The organism is Actinoplanes sp. NPDC048988 (assembly GCF_043197815.1).
In the GTDB taxonomy this organism is placed as follows: domain Bacteria; phylum Actinomycetota; class Actinomycetes; order Mycobacteriales; family Micromonosporaceae; genus Actinoplanes.
On sequence record NZ_JBICTW010000011.1, the window covers coordinates 174,261 to 195,054 of the forward strand.

The 20,794-nt window shown below is 71.8% G+C and carries 18 protein-coding genes; 5 read left to right on the forward strand and 13 right to left on the reverse strand.

Going from position 1 to position 20,794, the window contains the following annotated elements; genetic code table 11:
* Nucleotides 1-10 precede the first annotated feature (10 nt).
* Nucleotides 11-2,224, forward strand: coding sequence for a molybdopterin oxidoreductase family protein (locus ACGFJ7_RS29975; protein WP_392645047.1), 2,214 nt, complete (start codon nt 11-13; stop codon nt 2,222-2,224).
* Here ACGFJ7_RS29975 and ACGFJ7_RS29980 read toward each other — a convergent pair.
* Genes ACGFJ7_RS29980 through ACGFJ7_RS29995 form a run of 4 tightly spaced genes read right to left on the reverse strand, consistent with a single transcriptional unit; the run spans nt 2,181 to nt 5,696 of the window.
* On the reverse strand, nt 2,181-3,458 hold the full coding sequence (locus ACGFJ7_RS29980) for a hemolysin family protein (RefSeq protein WP_392645048.1): 1,278 nt from the start codon (nt 3,456-3,458) through the stop codon (nt 2,181-2,183). The two genes, ACGFJ7_RS29975 and ACGFJ7_RS29980, sit on opposite strands and share 44 nt — an antisense overlap.
* 11 nt (nt 3,459-3,469) lie before the next feature.
* Nucleotides 3,470-4,387, reverse strand: coding sequence for a cation diffusion facilitator family transporter (locus ACGFJ7_RS29985; RefSeq protein ID WP_392645050.1), 918 nt, complete (start codon nt 4,385-4,387; stop codon nt 3,470-3,472).
* A 5-nt stretch (nt 4,388-4,392) separates the two neighbouring features.
* Nucleotides 4,393-5,226 (reverse strand): ion transporter, encoded by an 834-nt coding sequence (locus ACGFJ7_RS29990; RefSeq protein ID WP_392645052.1) that lies wholly within the window; start codon nt 5,224-5,226, stop codon nt 4,393-4,395.
* 23 nt (nt 5,227-5,249) lie between these two features.
* Nucleotides 5,250-5,696, reverse strand: coding sequence for a hypothetical protein (locus ACGFJ7_RS29995; RefSeq protein WP_392645053.1), 447 nt, complete (start codon nt 5,694-5,696; stop codon nt 5,250-5,252).
* Nucleotides 5,697-6,072: 376 nt separating this feature from the next.
* On the opposite strand from ACGFJ7_RS29995, the gene ACGFJ7_RS30000 reads away from it, so the two are divergent.
* Nucleotides 6,073-7,143, forward strand: a complete 1,071-nt coding sequence (locus tag ACGFJ7_RS30000) for an esterase-like activity of phytase family protein (protein WP_392645055.1) — start codon at nt 6,073-6,075, stop codon at nt 7,141-7,143.
* Nucleotides 7,144-7,801: 658 nt separating this feature from the next.
* Nucleotides 7,802-9,799, forward strand: coding sequence for a serine/threonine-protein kinase (locus ACGFJ7_RS30005; RefSeq protein ID WP_392645056.1), 1,998 nt, complete (start codon nt 7,802-7,804; stop codon nt 9,797-9,799).
* Nucleotides 9,800-9,959: 160 nt separating this feature from the next.
* On the opposite strand, the gene ACGFJ7_RS30010 is transcribed toward ACGFJ7_RS30005, so the two are convergent.
* From ACGFJ7_RS30010 to ACGFJ7_RS30025, 4 genes are all read right to left on the reverse strand, one after another.
* Nucleotides 9,960-10,916, reverse strand: a complete 957-nt coding sequence (locus ACGFJ7_RS30010; protein ID WP_360259052.1) for a hypothetical protein — start codon at nt 10,914-10,916, stop codon at nt 9,960-9,962.
* On the reverse strand, nt 10,913-11,425 hold the full coding sequence (locus ACGFJ7_RS30015) for a SigE family RNA polymerase sigma factor (protein ID WP_360259054.1): 513 nt from the start codon (nt 11,423-11,425) through the stop codon (nt 10,913-10,915). Before ACGFJ7_RS30015 ends, ACGFJ7_RS30010 begins: the two co-directional genes overlap by 4 nt.
* A gap of 62 nt (nt 11,426-11,487) precedes the next feature.
* Complete coding sequence (locus tag ACGFJ7_RS30020; RefSeq protein ID WP_360259056.1) at nt 11,488-11,922, reverse strand: universal stress protein; 435 nt, start codon at nt 11,920-11,922, stop codon at nt 11,488-11,490.
* Complete coding sequence (locus ACGFJ7_RS30025; RefSeq protein WP_392645058.1) at nt 11,919-13,583, reverse strand: MFS transporter; 1,665 nt, start codon at nt 13,581-13,583, stop codon at nt 11,919-11,921. Before ACGFJ7_RS30025 ends, ACGFJ7_RS30020 begins: the two co-directional genes overlap by 4 nt.
* A gap of 146 nt (nt 13,584-13,729) precedes the next feature.
* On the opposite strand from ACGFJ7_RS30025, the gene ACGFJ7_RS30030 reads away from it, so the two are divergent.
* Complete coding sequence (locus ACGFJ7_RS30030) at nt 13,730-14,284, forward strand: TetR family transcriptional regulator (RefSeq protein ID WP_360259060.1); 555 nt, start codon at nt 13,730-13,732, stop codon at nt 14,282-14,284.
* Here the strand turns inward: ACGFJ7_RS30030 and ACGFJ7_RS30035 are convergent.
* Complete coding sequence (locus tag ACGFJ7_RS30035) at nt 14,238-15,194, reverse strand: SDR family NAD(P)-dependent oxidoreductase (protein ID WP_360259062.1); 957 nt, start codon at nt 15,192-15,194, stop codon at nt 14,238-14,240. The genes ACGFJ7_RS30030 and ACGFJ7_RS30035 overlap by 47 nt on opposite strands.
* A 68-nt stretch (nt 15,195-15,262) precedes the next feature.
* Complete coding sequence (locus ACGFJ7_RS30040; protein WP_360259066.1) at nt 15,263-16,858, reverse strand: methyl-accepting chemotaxis protein; 1,596 nt, start codon at nt 16,856-16,858, stop codon at nt 15,263-15,265.
* Nucleotides 16,859-16,996: 138 nt separating this feature from the next.
* Between ACGFJ7_RS30040 and ACGFJ7_RS30045 the strand changes: the two genes are divergently transcribed.
* Nucleotides 16,997-17,806 carry a S41 family peptidase gene (locus ACGFJ7_RS30045; RefSeq protein WP_392645061.1) on the forward strand — a complete coding sequence of 270 codons (810 nt, stop codon included), beginning with the start codon at nt 16,997-16,999 and terminating at the stop codon, nt 17,804-17,806.
* Here ACGFJ7_RS30045 and ACGFJ7_RS30050 read toward each other — a convergent pair.
* Genes ACGFJ7_RS30050 through ACGFJ7_RS30060 form a run of 3 tightly spaced genes read right to left on the reverse strand, consistent with a single transcriptional unit; the run spans nt 17,748 to nt 20,765 of the window.
* A complete protein-coding gene (locus tag ACGFJ7_RS30050; protein ID WP_360259071.1) occupies nt 17,748-18,611 on the reverse strand; it encodes an SDR family NAD(P)-dependent oxidoreductase in 864 nt (287 codons plus the stop codon). The genes ACGFJ7_RS30045 and ACGFJ7_RS30050 overlap by 59 nt on opposite strands.
* Entirely contained in the window at nt 18,608-19,792 is a 1,185-nt protein-coding gene (locus tag ACGFJ7_RS30055; protein WP_360259074.1) for a zinc-dependent alcohol dehydrogenase, read from the reverse strand. Before ACGFJ7_RS30055 ends, ACGFJ7_RS30050 begins: the two co-directional genes overlap by 4 nt.
* Nucleotide 19,793: 1 nt before the next feature.
* A complete protein-coding gene (locus ACGFJ7_RS30060) occupies nt 19,794-20,765 on the reverse strand; it encodes an NYN domain-containing protein (RefSeq protein WP_360259077.1) in 972 nt (323 codons plus the stop codon).
* Nucleotides 20,766-20,794: the final 29 nt, after the last annotated feature.

Here is a 20,794-nt window from a genome sequence, read left to right on the forward strand (position 1 = left end):
CGATGACACGATGGCTGAGGCGACGACGCGTACGGCGTATAGGACCTGTCCGCTCTGCGAGGCCGCCTGCGGCCTGGAGCTCACCATCTCCGCCGACCGGGTCGTGGCGGCCCGCGGCGACCGCGACCACGTGTTCAGTCACGGCTTCGTCTGCCCCAAGGGCGCGACGTTCGGCCAGCTCACCGACGATCCGGACCGGTTGCGCCGCCCGCTGGTGCGCCGCGACGGCCGGCACGTGGAGGTGAGCTGGGAGGAGGCGTTCGCCGAGATCGAGAAGGGTCTCGGCCCGGTTCTCCGGACGTACGGACGGGACGCGGTCGCCCTCTATCTCGGCAACCCGAACGTGCACACCATGGCCGGCGGCCTCTACGTGACGCCGCTGGTCAAGGCGCTCGGCTCCAAGAACACCTTCTCGGCCAGCACCGTCGACCAGATGCCGAAACACGTGTCCTGCGGCTATCTGTACGGCAATCCGCTCGCCATCCCGGTGCCCGACATCGACCGCACCGACCTGCTGCTCATCCTGGGCGCCAACCCGTGGGAGTCCAACGGCAGCCTGGCCACGGCGGCGGACTTCCCGGGCCGGCTGCGGGCGATCCGGCAGCGCGGCGGCCGCTTCATCGTGGTCGATCCGCGGCGCACCCGCACGGCCGAGAACGCCGACGAGCATCTGTTCATCCGGCCCGGCACCGACGCGTTCCTGCTCTTCGGCATCGTGCACACCCTGTTCGCGGAGGAGCTCACCGACGTGGGTTCCCACATCTCGGGCGTCGATGAGGTACGAGTTCTCGCCCGCGACTTCCCGCCCGAGGCCGTCGCGGACGCGTGCGGCGTCCCGGCCGGCCGGATCGCCGAGCTGGCCCGGGAACTGGCCGCCGCGCCCAGCGCCGCCGTCTACGGGCGGATCGGCACCTGCACCGTCGAGTTCGGCACCCTGACCAGCTGGCTCATCGACGTGGTGAATGTGCTCACCGGCAACCTCGACAAGCCCGGCGGTGTGATGTTCCCGCTGGCCGCGCACACCCGCAAGCAGAGCCGCCCCGGCGGCAAGGGCTTCCGGGTCGGCCGCTGGCACAGCCGGGTCCGCGGGCTGCCCGAGGTCAAGGGCGAGTTGCCGGTGGCCGCGCTGGCCGACGAGATCGAGACCCCGGGCGAGGGCCAGGTCCGCGCGTTCGTCACGGTCGCCGGCAACCCGGTGCTGTCGACGCCGAACAGCGGACGGCTCGACCGTGCCCTGTCCGGGCTCGACTTCATGGTCAGCGTCGATCCCTACCTGAACGAGACGACCCGGCACGCCGACGTGATCCTGCCGCCGACCGACCCGGCCCGCAAAGGCCACTACGACTTCTCGTTCCTGGCCCTGGCCGTGCGCAACTTCGCCGCGTACTCACCGGCCGTCCTGCCGGCCGATCCCGGCAGTCTCGACGAGTGCGACATCCTGGCCCGGCTCACGGCGATCATCGCGGGCCAGGATGTCGGGACGGACGCCGTGCACGAGCGGATGCTGACCGCGCTGCTGGAGAAGGCGGCCGGTCCGCTCGGGCGGGACGTGGCCGAGCTGCGGGCCGAGGTGACCGGCGACCATCCGGCCGAGCGCCTGCTCGACGTCGCGGTGCGCACCGGCGCCTACGGCGACCTGTTCGGCGTACACCCCAAGGGTCTGACCTTGACCAAGCTCCTCGAGAACCCGCACGGCGTCGACCTGGGGCCGTTGGAGCCGCGGATCCCGGAGGTGTTGCGGACGACGAGCGGGACGGTCGAGCTGTGCCCGGAGCCGCTGGTGGCCGACACCGCTCGCCTCAAGGCGGCGCTGGCGCGGCGGCCCGCCGATCTGGTGCTGATCGGGCGGCGGCACCTGCGGTCGAACAACAGCTGGATGCACAACGTGCCGGCCCTGGTGAAGGGGCGCGACCGGTGCACGTTGCAGGTCAACCCGGCCGACGCGTCCCGGCTGGCGATCAAGGACGGCGACGAGGCCGAGGTGAGCTCACGCGCCGGTCGGCTGTGCGCCACCGTCGAGGTCACCGACCGGGTGATGCCGGGCGTGGTGAGCCTGCCGCACGGCTGGGGTCACGGCGTGCCGGGCACCCGGATGCGGGTGGCGGCGGACCATCCGGGCGTCAACTCCAACCTGCTCACCGACGAGCTGACGATCGACCCGCTGTCCGGCAACAGTGTGCTCAACGGGATTCCGGTACGGGTTTCCGCCAGCGGATCTCGGTGATCGCGCGGCCGGCGACGCGGGTGACCTCGGCCGTGGCGCCGTCGACGTCGACCGTCTCGCCGGGCGCGGTCGGGATGTGGCCGAGCTTGGCCAGCACGAGCCCGGCCACCGTCGTGTAGTCGGCGTCCTCCAGGCGCTCGATGTCGACGCCGACGTCGGGCAGGTCGTGGATCGGGAAGGTCCCGGGCATGAGCAGCGCGCCGTCGTCCTCGCGCACCACCGACTGCACGTCGCGGTCGGTCTCGTCGTAGATCTCGCCGACCACCTCCTCGACCAGGTCCTCCATCGTCACGATCCCGTCGATGGCGCCGCGCTCGTCGACGACCAGGGCCAGCTGCTGGCGCTGGGCGCGCAACTGCATCATCGCGTCGGAGACCTTGAGGCTCTCGGGCAGGAAGAGCGCGTCGAACATGTGGTCCTGGACGGGGCCGGTGGCGTCGATCAGGTCGCGCAGGTGGGTCACGCCGAGCACGTCGTCCAGGCCCATCGGGCCGGTCACCGGCGCCCGCGAGTGGCCGCCGGCGACGAGCCGGGCCAGCGCCTCGGGGGCGGGCAGGTCGGCCGGTATCACCAGCACGTCGCGGCGGGGCACCAGAATTTCCCGCAGCACCCGGTCGGCGATCTCGAAGGCACCGCTGATGATCGTGCGCTGCTCCGGGGTGAACTCCTGCTGCTGGGTGACCAGGTCGCGGATCTCCTCGGTGGTGACCTCCTCACGGGTGGCGTTGGGGTCGACACCGGTCAGCCGTACCAGCAGATCGGTTGACTGGCCGAGCAGCCAGATCACCGGCCGGGACAGGGCCGAGAGCACGTCCAGCGGCCGGGCCACCATGAGCGCCCAGCCCTCGGCCCGCTGCATGGCGATCCGCTTGGGCGCGAGCTCACCGACCACCAGCGTGAAGAAGGTCAGCACGATGGTGACCAGCACGATCGACGCGGGCTCGGCGGCGCCGCCCAGGAAACTCAGCGGGCCGGTCAGCGGTTTGGCCAGCGACACCGCGGCCGACGCCGAGGCCAGGAAGCCGGCCAGCGTGATGCCGATCTGGATGGTGGCCAGGAACCGGTTGGGGTCGCGGGCCAGCTTGGCCAGGGTCGCCCCGGTGCGCGACTTGCGCTCCAGGCGCTGCAACTGGCTGTCGCGCAGCGAGATCAGCGCCATCTCGCTTCCGGAGAACGCGGCGTTGAGCAGCACCAGGAAAACGACCAGGACGATCTGCCACCCGTAGCTGCCCACGGCACTCTCCCCTAGGACGCCGGCCGGTAGATGTCCGGCTCCAGATAGATCACCTTTGCCGAGGGTACGGCAGCGCGGACCCGCGCCTCGGCGTCGTCGATGGTCGCGGCGATGTCGCGGCCCTCGTCCTCCGCCCCGACGCCGATCTTCGCGGCCAGCAACAGCTCGTCCGGGCCGAGGTGCATCGTGCGCAAGTGGATCACCTGGTCGACGCCGGGCGACGACAACAGCGCCCGCTCGATCGCGGCCACCTGCTCGGGCACCGCCGACTCGCCGATGATCAGGCTCTTGGTCTCGGTGGCCAGCAGCACGGCCACGGTGACCAGCAGCAGGCCGATGCACAGGGTGGCGATGCCGTCGAAGACGCCGTTGCCGGTGGCCACGCTCAGGCCGACGCCGGTCAGGGCGAAGAGCAGGCCGATCAGGGCGCCGCTGTCCTCGAGCAAAATCACCGGCAGCTCCGGGTTGCGGGTGCGTTTGATGAAGGCGAGCCAGTCCCGCTTGCCGCGCGTCCGGTTGGCCTCGCCGACGGCGGTGCGCAGGGCGTAGCCCTCCAACGCGGCCGCGATCACCAGGACGACCACGGCGACGATCGGCGACTCCAGCGGATGCGGGTCCCTGATCTTGTGATAACCCTCGTAGACGGCGTAGAGCCCGCCCAGGCTGAACAGGATGATCGCCACCAGGAAGGCGTAGACGTACCGTTCCCGGGCGTAACCGAACGGGTGCAGCGCCGAGGCCGGCCGCTGGGCCCGGCGCCCGCCGATCAGCAGCAGCACCTGGTTGGCCGAGTCGGCCACCGAGTGCACGCCCTCGGCCAGCATCGAGGCCGAACCGGTGATCGCCGCGGCGACGAACTTCGACACGCCGATCGCCAGGTTCGCGCCGAGCGCGGTGATCACGGCCCGGGTGCTCCCCTCAATCGCCATGATCGTCAGTCTTTCAGGAGTTCCCGTTCCGCACCTCGGGGAACGGGCAGGCTCTGCTGTGGCAGGCGTCGCTCCAGCTCGTCGATGAGCTGATGGAGGCGGGCCAGTTGCTCGTGCAGCGGCGGCTCGGCCGCCTTGACGCCCCGGTTCTCCTCGTGGGCCTCCTGCAGCGCGGTCAGCACCACGCCGACGAGCAGATTCGTCAAGAGATAACAGGCGGCGACCATGTACGACACGTAGTACAGCACCGCCCACTCGGTCACCTCCCGCCCGGCCTGCAGCGTGTCGGTGATCCCGTCCAGCGACAGCAGCAGGAACAGCGTGAGCATGGCCTGCCCGACCGTGCCGTACCGCTCGGGGTAGGCCTCGCCGAACATCATCCAGCCCAGGATCGCGTACCCGTAGAGCAGCAGCACGGTGACCAGAAGGAAACTGCCGAGCCCGGGCAGGCTGCGCCGGATCCCGACCAGGATGATCCGCAGGCTCGGGAAGAACCGGAAGGTCCGCACGATCCGGGCCAGCCGCAGCAGCCGCAGCAGGGTCACGTTCTCCCGCACGCCGGGCAGCAGCGGCGCGGCCACGATGACCAGATCGAACAGGTTCCACCGGTCCCGGAAGAACGCCTTCCCGGCGGCCCCGAACCGGATCAGCAACTCCACGACGAAGTACGCCACGCAGGCGTACTCGATCGCGTGCAGCACCGGCCCGGCCGCCGCGACCATCGGATCGTACGTCTCGAGGCCCAGCGTGATCGCGTTGAGCACGATGGCGGCGAAGCCGGCGAGATTGAACCACGGCGCCGCCACCAGACGGCTGCAGAAAAGGGCGGAACGCGACATCGCGGGAGAGCGTATCGCCTCCCTCAGCACCGCCGGACGATCGGGCGGGTGATCGTGCCGCTGGGCTGCTCACCGGCGATGACGGTGCCGTCGGCGTTGATCGCGGTGGCCACGTCGTAGTCGCGAGCGGCGCTCAGGTGCGGCAGGCGACGGGTCGAAAGCGTGGCTTCGCGGTACGGCGGCCGGGGTTCCGTCCCGGTCGTCACGCCGGCCACGACACCGGTGCCGGTGGACGGGCCGGAGGTGCCGACGATCCAGTCACCGGCGATCGCGGTCGCGCTGCCCGCACCCTCACCGGGCAGGCAACCACCCTCGACAGTGGACTTTCGGACGTACGGTCGGCCGGCCGCGTAGCGGACGATCAGCTCCTCGTCGCCGACACCGAACGCGCCCGACTCCCCCGGCGCTTGCAGCAGGCGCACCTTCATCGGGTCGGCCGCCGGCCAGAACGCCGCCCGCCGGGCGACCACCCCGACGATGTCGCCCCCGCGCGTTGATCGCGGTGGCCGTGGCGTCGCTGCCGGCCGGGACGGGCAGGGCGCGGACCTCACCGTTCGTCCACGCCCAGGCGACCTGCCGCTCGCCTCGGGTGACGCCGCCGGCGACCGTGCCGCCGGCGTTGACCCCCAGCGGGGTGGGCGCGAAGCCGGCGATCTTCAGGTCGGTGAACGTCACCGCACAGCGTGTACGCCAGCCGCCGCAACCGGGGCACCCCGGCCCTCGCGAACTCGACGTACTCGCGCTCCGCGTCCGCGCGCATCGATGTTCCCCCTTCGTCACCCTCTCAATGCGCGCCGGCGCGGCAACGGTTGCCTCATGGTCATGTCGGTCTTCTAGAAAAGGCCGATGATTCGACGTCTGTCCATCGTCGCCGCCGCCGCGGCCGCCGGTGTGCTCGCCGCCTCGCCCGCCCTCGCCCACCCCACGGGCGGCGGGCCGACCCTGTCGCTGGTGGACTCGGCCGTGTTCGCGCCGGGCCAGCCGTTCGGCGGCATCTCCGGCATCGACTACGACCCGCGCACCGGCCGCTACGTGGCGATCAGCGACGACCGGTCGGCCCTGGCCCCGGCCCGCTACTACACGCTGCGTCTGCCGGTCTCACGCAAGGGCCTCGGCACGCCGGTGGTCACGGGCGTGACCACGCTGCGCGACAGGAACGGCCAGGCGTTCGCCAACGGCACGGTCGACCCCGAGGCCGTACGGGAACTGCCCGGCACCAGCCGTCTCGCGTGGACCAGCGAAGGCGCCGCCTCGACCGGCATCCCCCCGTTCGTGCGGGAGACCTCGCGCGACGGCTCGTTCCGCCGCGAGTACCGCCTGCCGGCGGCCTACCTTCCGACGGCGACTTCGGGCGTACGCAATAACCTCGCCCTTGAGTCTTTGACCGTCTCCGCCGACGGCCGCTCCCTGATCACGGCGACGGAGAACGCGCTCGTGCAGGACGGCCCGGCCGCCACCCTGACCAACGGCAGCCGCTCACGGGTCCTCGTCCTCGACCGGGCCTCCGGCCGCGCCCGGGCGGAGTACGTCTACCCGGTGAGCCCGATCGCGCACCCGGCGACCGACCCGGCCAACCCGTACCAGGACCGCGGCCTCACCGACCTGCTGACGATCGATGGAACCGACTTCCTGGCCGTCGAACGCAGCTACGCCGGCGGCGTAGGCTTCACCATTCAGATCTTCTGGACGACAACGCGCGGCGCCACGAACGCGGCCGGCCGGACGGCCCTGACCGGCGCCGAAAAGCCCATGCCCAAGAAGCTCCTGTTCGAGTTCCCGGCCGCCGACAACGTGGAGGCCCTGACCTGGGGCCCGCGCCTGCCCGACGGCAGCCGCTCGCTCATCGCGGCCACCGACGACAACTTCGGCCCGGCCGGCACCCAGTTCCACCTGCTGCGCTACCGCTCCCGCCGCTGACCCACCACCGACGCGTCGTCTCCGGCGCCGCCGCACAGCCCAGGAAGGGGCTCACCACCGAGCTCCCACCCAACTCGCGGCGGCGCCGACAGCCCCGATCCCCCAGCCTCGACCGAGCCGTCGCCACCCGGCCAGCCAGCGAACCCCGCACCCGACGGTGTGAGCCCGCTGCCGCGACGACACCGACTCGCGCCCCGCGAACGTAAGCCCACCATCGCGTTCGCACAGCCTCGCGCCCGACGACCGCCAGCACATCACCGTGCCCGCGTCGACACGCACCCCACGAGCGCGAGCCCACCACCGCGCCCATGCCGACCCGCGCTCAACAACGCAAGCCCGCCACCGCGGCCACGCTGGCCCATGCCCTACGAGCCGACGCCCGCTACCGCGCCCACGCCGACCCACGCCCGACAAGCCGAGCCCACCACCGCCCGCGCTGGGCCGGGCCGACGGGCGGGCGCCCGCTGTTCGACCGCACTCGCCGGAGTCTGGCGCGGCTCTGCCCGGATCCTTCATCCCATGCCCACCGTCCTCGTCCACCGCGCATCGAAATCCGCCGATTCCGCCCCCTCACGGACAGTGTGTGGGACGAACGCCTGTCGATTCGGCACGGATGGCCGAGATGCGGACGGCCGTCGATCGGTGCACACTGCCCGGGATGAACGGACAGCTACTTGGCGGCCGCTACCGGTTGCTGACCCCGATCGGCAGCGGCGGCATGGCAGTGGTGTGGCGCGCCCACGACGACGTGCTGGCCCGCACGGTCGCCGTCAAGGTTCTGGCCCCCAGTCAGGTCGGCGACCCCGATTCACGGGAGCGCATCCGTCACGAGGCCCGCGCCGCCGCCGCGCTGTCCCACCCGAACGTCGCCCAGGTCCACGACTACGGCGAGATGACCAACAAGGAGCAGGTCTTCCCGTACGTCGTGATGGAGCTGGTCCCCGGCGGCACCCTCCTGCGCCGCCTCTGCGAAGGCCCGGTGGCCCCCCGCTTCGCCATGCGCACCGGCGCCGAGATAGCCGCCGCCTTGGCCGCCGCCCACGCCGAGAACCTGGTCCACTGCGACATCAAGCCCGCCAACGTCATGCTCGCCCCCACCGGCGCCAAGGTCGTCGACTTCGGCATCGCCGCCGCCACCTCGCCCGGCACTCCCGGCGCCGTCTCCGACGAAGTCCTGGGCACCCCCGCCTACCTGGCCCCCGAACGCCTGCTGGCCGACGTGGTGGAGCCCGCCTCCGACATGTACGCCCTGGGCGTGGTCCTCTACCGCCTCCTGTCCGGCCGTTCGCCGTGGACCACCAACGAGCCCACCCAACTGCTCAAACAACACATCCACCTGGACCCCAAGCCCCTGTCCATGCTTCCGGGCGTCCCCGGCTACGTGGCCGAGCTGACCAACCGCTGCCTGGCCAAGTCCCCGTCCGCCCGCCCCACCGCCCGCGAGGCCGCCACCCTCCTGGCCCGGGGCGCCGGCCTCCGCGTCGTGACCGACGAGCGCCTGCCCTCGCCCACCCCGGTCGAGCCCCCACCCGAGCCCTCAGTCCTGATCCCCACAGCCCGCCACCACCACCGCCCTCCACACCCCGCCCCGCCGTCCACTCCACCGGCCGCCGCCCCCGCGGCCCCGTCCAACACGCACGCTCACGCCGCCACCACGCACGCTCACGCCGCCGCCACGCACGCTCACGCCGCCGCCACCACGCACGTTCACGCCGCCGCCGCACCCCCACACCCAGCCACCGCACCCGCACACCCAGCCACCGCACCCGCACACCCAGCCACCGCACCCGCATACCTAGCCACCGGGCTTACACACCCAGCCGCAGGGCCCACGAAGCGGGACGCCACGGCCGCAGGGCCCGCGAAGCGAGACGCCACGGCCGCAGGGCCCGCGAAGCGAGACGCCACGGCCGCACACATGGCCACGGCGGCCGCGACACCTGCGAACGGAGGCGGCGCGGCCGCACAACCGGGGCAGGCGCCCGAACAACCTGGTCACGCGGCTCCGCCGGGGTCCGATCGGGCGCCGGCGGAAGCGGCGAGGGCGCGTCGCCGGGCGGCAGGCCGCTGGGCGGCGGTGGGCGCGCTGGCGACGTCCGCCGCGGTGGGCGCCTGGTTCATGCTGCCCGACGACAACGTCAAGCCCGCCGAGTCGGCCCCGCTGCCGCCGACCGCGCCCCCGTCCGCGCCGGCCTCCGCCACCGCGGCGCCGGCCACACCCGGCGGCGGCGCTGCCCGAACGTCGGCGCGTGCCCGCGCGGTAGTGACCGCCAAGCCCTCCGCCACCGCGCCCAGCCCGGGCTCCTCGTCCACGCCGACCGGCTCGGCCGCCCCGTCCAGCCCGGCCACCGCGACCACCACCGCACCCGCGCCCGCGCCGGGAACACCGAGCGCTGAGCCCACCGCGGCTCCTCCGGCCGCGAAGACTTTCTCCTCGGCGGCCGGCACGATCGAGGCCACCTGTACGGCGCCGGCCACCGCCAAGATCACCTTCTGGCAGGCGACCAAGCCCTACAAGGTGCTCAGCGCCGCCGGTGGCCCGTCGCGGGCTCCCGCGGTGACCTACAAGCAGGGCAAGTCGCTGGTCACCATGACCGTCACCTGCGCCGGCGGCGTGCCGTCGGTCGCCCTGTCGGAGACCGCCGGCGGCGCCTGACAGGGGCGGCTGGCCCGCGAGCCCGCGTGGCGGCGCAGCCGGGTGACCACCGAACCGGCCGGAGGCCGGTGAGGAGCTTGAGTTGCAGGTGGCCGTCGCCGCGGCGGGTGCGGTCCGGCTTCGGCGGGGCGATGACGCCGCGTACCCCGGGAAAGGTTTTTCACTCGGTCACCTTGATTCCGGTGGCGAAATGGACGGCGTCGTCGTGGGTGAGTCTGATCGATTCGGGGTCCCAGGTCAGTTCGAGGGCTTTGCCGCTGGGCAGGTGGATGCGCATGAGGGCGGCGTCGGCGTAGTACTCGGCGGTGTTGCCGTTGATCGACAGGGTTTCGGCCGGGTCGGACCGCGGGTCGGCCTCGTCGAGCAGCGTCACGCAGAGGCCGGTCGGCTGGCGCTCGCGGGTGGCCTCGGGCTCGGGGGCCAGGCAGGTCATGCCGGCGCTCTGGTGTTGCAGGGTGAGCTGCGGCGGGTAGGCGCCGAGCTGGAAGGCCTCGGGGGCGCCCTCGACGCTGCCGGTGGTGAGGCCGGCGGCGACGCGCAGCACCTCGCTCTCGGTGGGCGGGCCGAGGCTGAGGACCTGGACCCAGCGTTTGTCGGGCAGCCGCCAGCGGACGCCGACGAAGCGGTCGCCGGGGCCGGCGCCGTCGTACGTGGCGGAGGTGTGGACGGTGGCCGGGTGGCCGTTGACGGTGGTCTTGTGTTCCTGTTCGGCCTCGACCTCCCAGTCGGGCTCGAGCGGGCCGATCTCGGCGCCGAGGGTCTGACTCCCGTGGGTGTAGAGGATCCTGCGGTTCGGGCCCAGGCCGGTCACCTCGGGCTCGCCCAGGCCGGGCGGCATCCAGCCGGGCCGGAGGGGGAAGACGGGCGCGTGCCAGGACGGCCGGGACCACTCCCATTTCTGGGCGGGCGGCGCCGGGTCGGCCTCCTTGCGGTGCAGGGCCGGGACGGCGACGGCGACGGCCACGACGGCGGCGGTGATGCCGCCGGCCGCGAAGGCCTGCCGGCGGCGGCGGTCGCGGCGGATGCCGGCGTCGACGGCGGCGACCAGGTCGGGGCGGGGCACCTGCCGGGCCGCGTGCTCACGCAGGGCGGTGCGCAGGTCGTCTTCGATGCTCACGGCGTGACTCCCGACTTGTCGGTGGCGGACGGTGTCAGCTCGGCCCGTAATCGGGCCAGCCCGCGGGCGGCGTGCACGCGCACCGTGCTGGGCGCGCACCGCAGCGTCTCGCCGATCTGGTGGTCGTCGAGATCTTCGTAGTAGCGCAGCACCAGCACGGCGCGCTGGGCGCGGGTGAGCCGGGCGAGCCGCGGCCACAGGTCGTCGCGGTCGGCGACCTGCTGGGCGAAGTCGCGCGGGTCCTCCCGGTCGTCCTCGATCGGCGCCGGTTTCTCCCAGGTGCGCCGCAGCCGCAGCCAGGAGACGTGCCGGCGCACCAGGGCGGTGCGCATATATCGATCGGGGTCGTCGGTGTCTATCCGGTTCCATCGGCGGTAGGCCCGGACCAGCACTTCCTGGACCAGGTCCTCGCCGAGCTGATGATCGCCGCAGATCAGGTAAGCGAAGGTCCGCAGGGAGTTCCCCCGGGCCTTGACGTAATCCTCGAAACCGCTGTCCAACTCGCTCACCCCGTTCGGTTCGGCCCCTCTACTTGGAAGGACGCCTCGAGCGGGCGAGGTTGCTTACCTCCTCAGGGGACAATCGTGACGGGCCATCGTCCGCTGCGCTCGAGCTGCCGCGCGACCGATCCCACGATGCGGTGTGCCAAACATTCCGGCCGGCCGACCACGACGGTCCCAGCTTGCACTTCGTGGGCAACTTCGGAGATCACGGTGTACGGGTCCCCGGCGCGGACGACGAGGTCGGCGTCGAGATCGGACGTGTCGAGGGCGGCCCGCAAGCCGGCCTCCACCCGGTCCTGGGCGTCGGCGACCTGGGCCACCCCGGTGCCCGAGGTGTCCATGGTGGCGAGCAGCCCGTTGGGCCGGCTGCGGGCGTAGACGACCACCAGCCGGGCCTGCTGACGGCGTGCGAGCCCGGCGGCGTACGCGGCCGCGCGCAACGACGAGCGTGACTCGTCGACGCCGACCACGATGGCCGCCGGGCCCGGGCCCCGCGAGATCATCCGGCGCGCAGCTCGGTGATCGCCTCGGGGGTCAGCGGCCGTGGCTCGGTCTCGCCGCTGACCAGCACCACCGACATGGCCGCGGCGTGGTTGAGGGCGCTGGTGAAGCTGCCCTCGGTGAACTGGGCCAGCGCGCCGCGCGGCGAGCGCCCGACGGCGATCAGCGGGGCGTCCACCTCGGCCGCGTGCCGGGCCACGGCGCGCCCCGCGGCCGCGTGGTCACCGACGCTCTCGATGATCCGCCCGGTGGCGGCCACGCCCGATCCGGCCAGCCGGTCGAGGTGCCGGTCCACGGCGGCGCGGGCCTCGGCCTCCGCCTCCGGTTCGATCGCCAGTTCCTCGATCACCACCGTCTCGCGGACGTGCACGACTTCGAGCGGCCGTCCCTCCCGGCGGGCGACCAGGGCGGCCGCGTCCACGGTGGCCGCCGCGTCCGGGGTGTTGCCGACGGCGACGATCACCGGCCGGTCCGCGACCGGTTCCGACGGCGAGGCCGCCGACAGCAGCTTGTGCCCGCTGGCCAGCACCGCGATGGCCAGCAGGAACGCCACCGCGCCGACGAAGAACGGCACGCTGAGGCCGAAGTGATCGGCGAGCTTTCCGGCCACGTACGGGGCCAGTCCGCCCCCGATGAAGCGCACGAACCCGTACGCCGAGGAGGCGATCGGCCGCTCGACCGGCGAGACCAGCATGACGGCCTGCGTGGTCAGGGTGTTGTTGATGCCGATGAAGGCGCCGCTGACGATCACGGCCGCGATGACGGCGGAGGGCGTGTCCACCCCCGCCGCGATGACGACCATGACAGCGGCGAGCCCGGCCAGATTGACGTACAGGACCGGCGCCGTTCCGAATCTCGCCTGCAGCCGCGGCGCGAAGAAGACGCTGAAGGCCGCGACCAGCAGACCCCACGCGGTGAAGACCAGGCCGAGCTTGTGGGCGTTCAGCTCCATCGGGTACGGCGCGTAGCCGAGCATGGTGAAGAAGCCCCAGTTGTACAGCAGGGCCATGATGCCCATGGTCAGCAGTCCGCGGTGGCGCAGCGCCTTGAGCGGCGCGCTCAGCGACACCTTCTGTGCGGGCGTGGGCAGTGGCTTGACCATGACGATCGTGGCGATCAGCGCGATGGCCATCAGGATCGCGACGCCGAAGAACGGCCACCGCCAGCTGATCGAGCCGAGTTCACCGCCGAGCAGCGGGCCGACGGCGATGCCGAGCCCGAGCGCCGTCTCGTACAGGATGATCGCCCCGCCGAAGCCGCCGCTGGCCGAGGCCACGATGACCGCGAGGCTGGTCGCGATGAACAGGGCGTTGCCGAGTCCCCACCCGGCGCGGAACCCGACGATCCCGCCGATCGAGCCGGACGCCCCGGCCAGCGCGGCGAACACGACGATGATGGCGAGCCCGGCGATCAGCGTCTTCTTGGCCCCGATCCGGCTGGACACCCAGCCGACCCCGAGCATGGCCACCGCGGTGACCACGAGATAGCTGGTGAACAGCAACGACACCTGGCTGGGCGTGGCGTGCAGCTCGTCGGCGAGCGCCGGGAGGATCGGATCGACCAGCCCGATCCCCATGAACGAGATGACACAGGCGAAGGCCACGGCCCACACGGCCTTCGGCTGCCGGAACGGGCTGACGGCTTTTTCTCCAGAGGCGCTCATGCGCATGCTCCATCGACGCGACAGGTGGTTTATAACTACGTTATACATTATCGCGCGGTACGCCCGTCACCGCCCCCCGAGCGACTGTTCCGCGGGCCACATGGCCGGCGGGGGCGCCCTCTCCGCGTCCACCTACCATGAGATCCGTGGCCAAGCGGGACGAGATCCGGAACGCGGCCGGGCGGCTCTTCCGGGAGCGGGGGTTCGCCCGTACGGCCGTACGGGACATCGCCGCCCTCGCCCAGACCAGCCCGGCTCTGGTCATCCGGCACTTCGGGACCAAGGAACTGCTGTTCCTCGACACCATGCGGCTCACCATCGACGACGAGCCGCTGCTGGATGTGCCCCTCGAGGAACTCGGCGAGCGGTTCATCGAGGTCATGGTCACGTCCGGCGACGACGTACGGCAGGTCTATCTCGCCCTTGTCCGTGGGTCTGGTGAGCCGCAGATCCGGCAGCGGCTGCGGGACATCCACGAGACGACGCTGATCGCCCCGCTGCGGGCGCGCCTGAAGGGCGACGACGCCGACCAGCGCGCGCGGATGGCCGCGGCGCTGGTCGGCGGGCTGCTCTACGCCCTGTGGGTGGTCGGTGACGAGCGGGTCGGTGATGACGGCCTCGTGGCGCGGTACGGGGCGTTGCTGCAGCAGGTCCTCACTGGACCGACCAGCCGCCGTCCGACGGGAGGATCGCGCCGTTGATGTTGGCGCCGTCGTCACTGAGCAGGAACGTGATGGAGGCGGCCAGCTGCTCGGCGGTGGCGATCGGCGGGATCTGGCGCAGGAACGGGCCCGTACGGCCGGCTCCGAACTCCGATCCCGGGTCGTGCCGCATGCCGGTCGCCACACCGCCGGGCGCGACGGCGTTGACCCGGATGCCCTCCGGCCCGTACATGAAAGCGCAGCTCTTCGTGATGCCCACGACCGCGTGTTTCGAGGCGGTGTAGGCGATCCCGGCCGCGTTGCCGCGCAGCGCGGCCTCCGAGGCGACGTTGACGATCGAGCCCCCCTTGTGGGCCAGCATCGAGGGCAGCACGGCCCGGGTCAGATGGAGTACGCCGTCCACGTTGACCGCGAACACCTTGCGCCACAGCGCGTCGGAGACCTCGTGCGCCGGCGTGAAGTCGTCGACCACGCCGGCGATGTTGGCCAGGCCGTCGATACGGTCGCCGGCCGCCTCGACCACCCGCCGCACGTCGCCGGCCGAGGTGATGTCGGCTTTCACCACGTCCTCGGCCTCGGAGATGTCCACGCCGACCACCCGGCCGCCTTCGCGGGCGATGCGCGAGGCGACGGCCCGCCCGATTCCGGAGGCGGCGCCGGTGACGACGATGGTCTTGCCGTCGAAGCGGGCGGGAACGATCCGTTCGCGCCAGCCGGTCTCCTCGGGATCTGGGACGACGCCGTCGTTGACCCGCAGGACCAGCGCGTCGATCACGTCCGGCGGCAGTTTGCCCTGGCTGAGTGCGGCCATCTGCTGAAGCGGAAGCTGCCGTACGGGCGTGAGCACCGACTCGTCGAAGCCACCCCGCCCGAGCAGTTCCCGCAGCGCGGGGCCGCCTTCCGGATGCGAGAGCCAGTCACCCACCGTGCTGCCCGCCGTCAACGCCATCTCGTGATCCCTTCGCCGAAAGCCCGGAGTGAACTTAGTTCACTGCGGGCTTCGGGGACAACAACGGATCAGTAGACGAAGCGCGACACCGCCGCCTGCAACTCGTTCGACATGCGCGACAGCTCGGCCGCCGAGCGCTGCGCGTCGCCGACCGACTCGGCGGTCGTGCGGGCGTTCTCGGCCACGCTGGTGATGCCCTGGTTGATCTGCCCGGTGGCGTTGGCCGCCTCGTTGACGTTGCGGTTCATCTCGGCCGTGGTCGCGCTCTGCTCCTCGACGGCCGACGCGATGGTGGTCGTGTAGTCGCTGATGTGCCCGATGATCTCGCTGATCTCCCCGATCGCGTTCACCGCGAGACCGCTGTCGTTCTGGATCGCCTCGACCCGTTTGGCGATGTCCTCGGTGGCCCGTGCCGTCTCCTGGGCCAGGTCCTTGACCTCGCCCGCCACGACCGCGAAGCCCTTGCCCGTCTCGCCGGCCCGGGCCGCCTCGATGGTCGCGTTCAGCGCCAGCAGGTTGGTCTGCTCGGCGATCGCGGTGATCACCCGGATGACGTCGCCGATCTCCCGGCTGGACTCGCCCAGCGTGCCGATCGTCTGGTTGGCCGACGCCGCCGCGTTCACCGCCTGCCCGACGACCTCGGCCGCCGAGTTGGCGCTGTGCGCGATCTCGGCGATGGCCGAGCCCATCTCCTCCGAGCCGGCCGCCACCGTGTTGACGCTCAGCGACACCTCCTCGGAGGCGGCCGAGACCCGGCGGGCCTGGTCGGAGGCGGTGGCCGCGCCCTCACTGATCTGGTTGGCGATGACCGAGGTCTGCTCGGCCGCCGCGGCCAGGCTCGCCGAGGCCGAACCGACCGAGGCGACCACGTCGCGGGTCTGCTGCTGGGCGACCAGCAGCATCGCGGCCATCTCGCCCACCTCGTCGCGGCCCTTCACATCGACCGTGGCGGTCAGGTCGCCGTTGGCCATGGCGGTCAGCGAACTCTTGACCTTCCCGAGCCGCTTGACGATCGCGTTCGCCACGTACGCGCCGAGGCCGATCGCGGCGATCAGGCCCACCACCAGGAAGATGATCTGCATCCGGCGGGAGCTCGACGCGGAGGCCGCCGCCTCCTCGGAGCGGGTCTTGGCCTGCTCGAGCTGAGCGGCGTTCTCGGCCTCGACGGCGTCGGAGGCGTCCGACATCAGCGGCAGCGCCGTGTCCCGGTAGGCGTTCGCGAACGCCTCGTACTTGTTCGCCTTGGCCAGCGGGATCAACGTGTTCTCGCCGACGTCGACGAAGTCGTTGAACGCCTTCTCGAAGGCGTCCACGTTCTCCGTGTTCACCGCGCCGGGGCGGTACGCCGTCAGCGCGTCGTCGAGCAGCTTCTGCCGATCGCTGATCTCGCCGGCCAGCTTGGCCTGAACCTCTTCGGTGGCGATGCCGTACTCCAGGTAGCGGGCCCGGATGCCCTGCGAGTTGCGCTGGATCGCCGAGAGCTGGGTCAGCGGCGCCACGTTGTTCGTGTACAGCAGCCCGCTCTTCTCGTCGAGGCTCGAGATCGCGACCAGACCGGCGATGCCGATCGCCAGTGCGGCCAGCGCCGCCACCGCGATCGCGGCCTGGATCTTCATCCCGACCTTCACGTTGTCGAACCAGCCGCCGCCAGCACCCTCACCCATGGCGCACTCCCTTCACCTCCCATACTGTGAGTGCTCCCCGCGCCCCACCTGGCCCAAATTGAGAATTCTGCGCATGTAACTTCCCGGCGTCCCGTGCTGTCCCCCGCTCAACATCCCGCGGCGCCTCAGGGTCGTCGCATGCCTCAGCAGCACCTCGGCGCGCTCGCCGCCCATCTGTCGCACTGGCTGCGCCGCCTCATGCCGCCGGGCCCGCGCCTGGACACGCTCACCGCCGGCCTGGAGTCCGGCTTCACCGGGCGCCGCGACCCGGTGACGGCCGAGACGTGCCGGGAACTGGAGACGTTCTGCCAGCGGACCGCCCGCCACCTCGAACTGCACTTCGACCCGGACGGTGCCGCGCCACCCGACGAGCAGCCGCCCGGCTGGCCCGCGCCCGACCCGGCGGCGATCAGACGGCGCGGCGCCGGCGTCACCGCCGTCCAGCGCCAGGACGACGGCACCTGCGTCCTGCGGATCGACAGCCTTGAGCCGGTGAGCGTCGCCCTGCCGTACCTCGAAGCCGCCTTCGCCCTGGCCCGGGACGCGACCAGCGTCGTCCTGGATCTGCGGGCCAACGGCGGCGGCGACCCGGGCACGGTGGCCGCCATCGCCGGCCGGCTGCTCGGCGAGACGACGCGGCCGCTCTCGGAGGTCGTCTACCGCGACCGTCGGCGGCAGTGGTGGCCCCGGGTCACCGAGGCGCACCTCACGCAGGACGTCACCGTGCTGGTCAGCGGCCGGACGTACTCGTCGGCCGAGGCCCTCGCCTACCACCTTCAGGCCCGGGACCGGGTGACGGTGATCGGCGAGAGGACCCCGGGGACGGCCGACCACGTCACGCCGGTCCGCCTGACCCCTCAGGTGCTGGGACTGCTGCCCGAGGCCACCGTCATCGACGCGGTGACCGGGACGAACTGGGAGCAGACTGGAGTTGGCCCGCGGAGCTGAAGACGTTGCCCTCGTGGGGTTCGACCTGGCGGCGGGACAGGCCGAACGTGCGCATCATCGTGGTCACCAGCGCGTCGTAGACCGGGGGCAGCGCGACGAAACCGAACTCGATCAGACGGTTGGCCAGGCCGACCGACACCTCGCCCTGCGGCTTGTCGGCCTGGCGCAGGATCGCGTCCGCCACCCGTTCCGGCGCGGCCACCGGCGGCGGCGGGCTGCCGACGCGGCCCGCGTAGTTCGCCGCGCGCTGGTAGATCGGCGTGTCCACGCTGCCCGGGGCCACCGTGCACACCGTGATCCCCGGCGCGTCGCGGGTCTCCTGCCGCAGCGTACGGATAAGACCCCGCAAGCCCCACTTCGCCGTCACATACGCCGACATGTAAGGCACGGTCACGTGGGCCAGCAGCGAACTGCACAGCACGAGCGTGCCCTCGCCCTGCCGCCGGAAGACCCGCAGCGCGGCCCGGGCCACGTTGGCCGCGCCCAGCAGATCAGTGGTGACGACCTTGTCGAAGACCTCCGGGGGAAGATCTTCGAATTTGCCGTACGCCATGACGGCCGCGGTGTCGACCCAGACATCGATCCGGCCGTACGCCGCCACGGCCGCCGCCGCCAGCGCGTCCACCGACGCCGCGTCGGAGATGTCGGCCGGGACCACCAGGCCCCCGGTCGCCGCCGCGACGGCTTCCAGCTCGCCGAGCCCCCGGGCCGCCAGCACCACGCGATCGCCCCGGCGGGCGAACGCGAGCGCGGCGGCCCGGCCGATGCCGCTGGAGGCACCGGTCAGCACGATCACCCGGCTCACGGCTTCAGAACGACCTTGATGCAGCCGTCTTCCTTGTTCTTGAAGATCTCGTACGCGTGCGGCGCGTCCTCCAGCGGCAGGCGGTGCGTCACGAGGTCGTCCACGCCCAGCGGGTCGCCGTCGCCGGTCAGGATGGGCAGGATCTCGTCGGACCAGCGGCGTACGTGCGCCTGGCCCATCCGCATGGTGATGCCCTTGTCGAACAGGTCCATCATGGGCATCGGGTCGGCCTGCCCGCCGTACACCCCGATGATGGAGACCGTGCCGGCCCGGCGGACCGCGGCGAACGCCGTGGTCAGCGCGGCCATCCGGTCGAGCCCGAAGGTGTCGACGGCCTTGCGGGCCACCGCGTCCGGCAGTTTGCCGGCCGCCTTGATCGCCGCCGACTGGAACGGCGAGCCGTGCGCCTCCATGCCGACCGACTCGATGACGCTGTCGGCGCCCCGGCCGCTCGTCATCTCCAGAACGGCCTCCTGCACGTCCGTCTTCGACGCGTCGATGACCTCGACGCCGTGGCGCTGGGCCATGGCCAGCCGCTCCGGCACCAGATCCGACGCGATGACCCGGCCCGCGCCCAGGTGCCGGGCCACGCGGGCGCTCATCTGCCCGATCGGGCCGAGACCGGTCACGAAGACGGTGTCACCGGGCTGGATGTCGGCGTACTTCGCGGCCTGCCACGAGGTGGTGAGCACGTCGGACAGGAACAGGTAGTGCTCGTCGGGCCGGCCGTCGTCCGGCACCTTGATCGGGCCGAAGTGGGCCTGCGGCACGCGAAGGTACTGCGCCTGGCCGCCCGGCACCTGCCCGTACAGCTTGGTGTACCCGAACAGCGACGCGCCCTTGCCCTGCTCCTTGACCTGCGTAGTCTCGCACTGGGCGTAGAAGCCGCGTGAGCACATCCAGCACGAGCCGCAGGAGATGTTGAACGGGATCACCACCCGGTCGCCCGGCTTGATGTGGGTGACCTCGGCACCGACCTCCTCGACGATGCCCATCGGCTCGTGGCCGAGGATGTCGCCCTGGTCGATGTACATGCCGAGCACGTCGTACAGGTGAAGGTCGGAACCGCAGATGGCGGTGGAGGTCATCCGTACGATGGCATCGGTCGGCTGCTCGATCCGCGGATCCGGGACCGTCTCCACGGAAACCTTGCCGGTGCCCTGCCATGTCAAAGCTCTCATGTCATTTTGGTGCCCCAGCGACAAGCAGATAATCCTCCGCCTCGGGACTCCAGCGCAGAGCGACCGCGCCGGACGTGTCGGCCGCGCGCACGAACTGCAGGAAGCTGCGGTAACCGAGCTTTTTCTCGGTGAAGCCGGGCTCGGCCTTGCGCACCTGGTTCTTCAGCCCGGACAGCGCCACCGAGCCCTCCGGGCCGGCCAGCCCCTCGACGACCGTGCGAAGCAGGGCGAACGCGGCCTCCCGGTCGCCGTGCTCGGGCAGCGACACCTCCGGGTCGGAGCCGCCGCTCAGTTCGACCACGCCGTCGCCGGCCAGGTGGCGCAGCAGCTCACCGAAGGAGCGGAACCCGTAGTCGGCCTCGTTGAAGGTGGGGTCCTTGCGCAGCAGGGTCCGCTTGAGCCGGGAGGCGGTGATCGTGCCGCTGACGCTCTGCGCGACCAGGGCCGGCAGCGCCTCGAGCTCGCGGGCCGGGGTCTCCACCTCGAGCGCCGGCTGGGCCACCCCTTCGAGCCGGTCGTAGTAAAGGAACTCGTCGCACGCCGGGGGCAGCAGGGCCGAGGTCGTCTTCTCGATGCCGACGCCGATCACCCGCTTGTTCAGCTCGCGCAGCTTGGCCACCAGCGGGGTGAAGTCGCTGTCGCCGGTGCCGAGCACGAAGGTGGAGATGTAGTCCCGCTCGAAGGCCAGCTCGAGGGCGTCGACGACCATCTTGATGTCGGCCGCGTTCTTGCGGGAGGCGCCCATACGCTGCGGAATCTCGATGAGCTCGACGTGGGCGCGGGTCAGCATGCGCCGGTCCTCGCCGAAGAACGACCAGTCCGCGTACGCCCGGCGCACCACCACGCGCCCGCGCTCGGCCAGCGCGTCGGTCACCGGCCGCAGGTCGAACGGATGGCCGCCCAGGGTCTCGCGCGCGCTGATCGCGAGGTTCTCGTAGTCGAGGAACATGGCGATCCGCTCTTCTTGATCCACGCCGCTCAGCCTAGTCGGTTTATAGTTGC

Excerpts from the sequence above, each read along its gene's own strand:
- ACGFJ7_RS30035 (WP_360259062.1), bottom strand. The coding sequence starts at position 15,194 with ATGGCGTTGACGGCGGGCAGCACGGTGGGTGACTGGCTCTCGCATCCG.
- ACGFJ7_RS29975 (WP_392645047.1), top strand. The coding sequence starts at position 11 with ATGGCTGAGGCGACGACGCGTACGGCGTATAGGACCTGTCCGCTCTGC.
- ACGFJ7_RS30045 (WP_392645061.1), top strand. The coding sequence starts at position 16,997 with ATGCCTCAGCAGCACCTCGGCGCGCTCGCCGCCCATCTGTCGCACTGG.
- ACGFJ7_RS30020 (WP_360259056.1), bottom strand. The coding sequence starts at position 11,922 with ATGATCTCGCGGGGCCCGGGCCCGGCGGCCATCGTGGTCGGCGTCGAC.
- ACGFJ7_RS30025 (WP_392645058.1), bottom strand. The coding sequence starts at position 13,583 with ATGAGCGCCTCTGGAGAAAAAGCCGTCAGCCCGTTCCGGCAGCCGAAG.
- ACGFJ7_RS30005 (WP_392645056.1), top strand. The coding sequence starts at position 7,802 with ATGAACGGACAGCTACTTGGCGGCCGCTACCGGTTGCTGACCCCGATC.
- ACGFJ7_RS29985 (WP_392645050.1), bottom strand. The coding sequence starts at position 4,387 with ATGGCGATTGAGGGGAGCACCCGGGCCGTGATCACCGCGCTCGGCGCG.
- ACGFJ7_RS29990 (WP_392645052.1), bottom strand. The coding sequence starts at position 5,226 with ATGTCGCGTTCCGCCCTTTTCTGCAGCCGTCTGGTGGCGGCGCCGTGG.
- ACGFJ7_RS30040 (WP_360259066.1), bottom strand. The coding sequence starts at position 16,858 with ATGGGTGAGGGTGCTGGCGGCGGCTGGTTCGACAACGTGAAGGTCGGG.
- ACGFJ7_RS30000 (WP_392645055.1), top strand. The coding sequence starts at position 6,073 with ATGATTCGACGTCTGTCCATCGTCGCCGCCGCCGCGGCCGCCGGTGTG.
- ACGFJ7_RS30055 (WP_360259074.1), bottom strand. The coding sequence starts at position 19,792 with ATGAGAGCTTTGACATGGCAGGGCACCGGCAAGGTTTCCGTGGAGACG.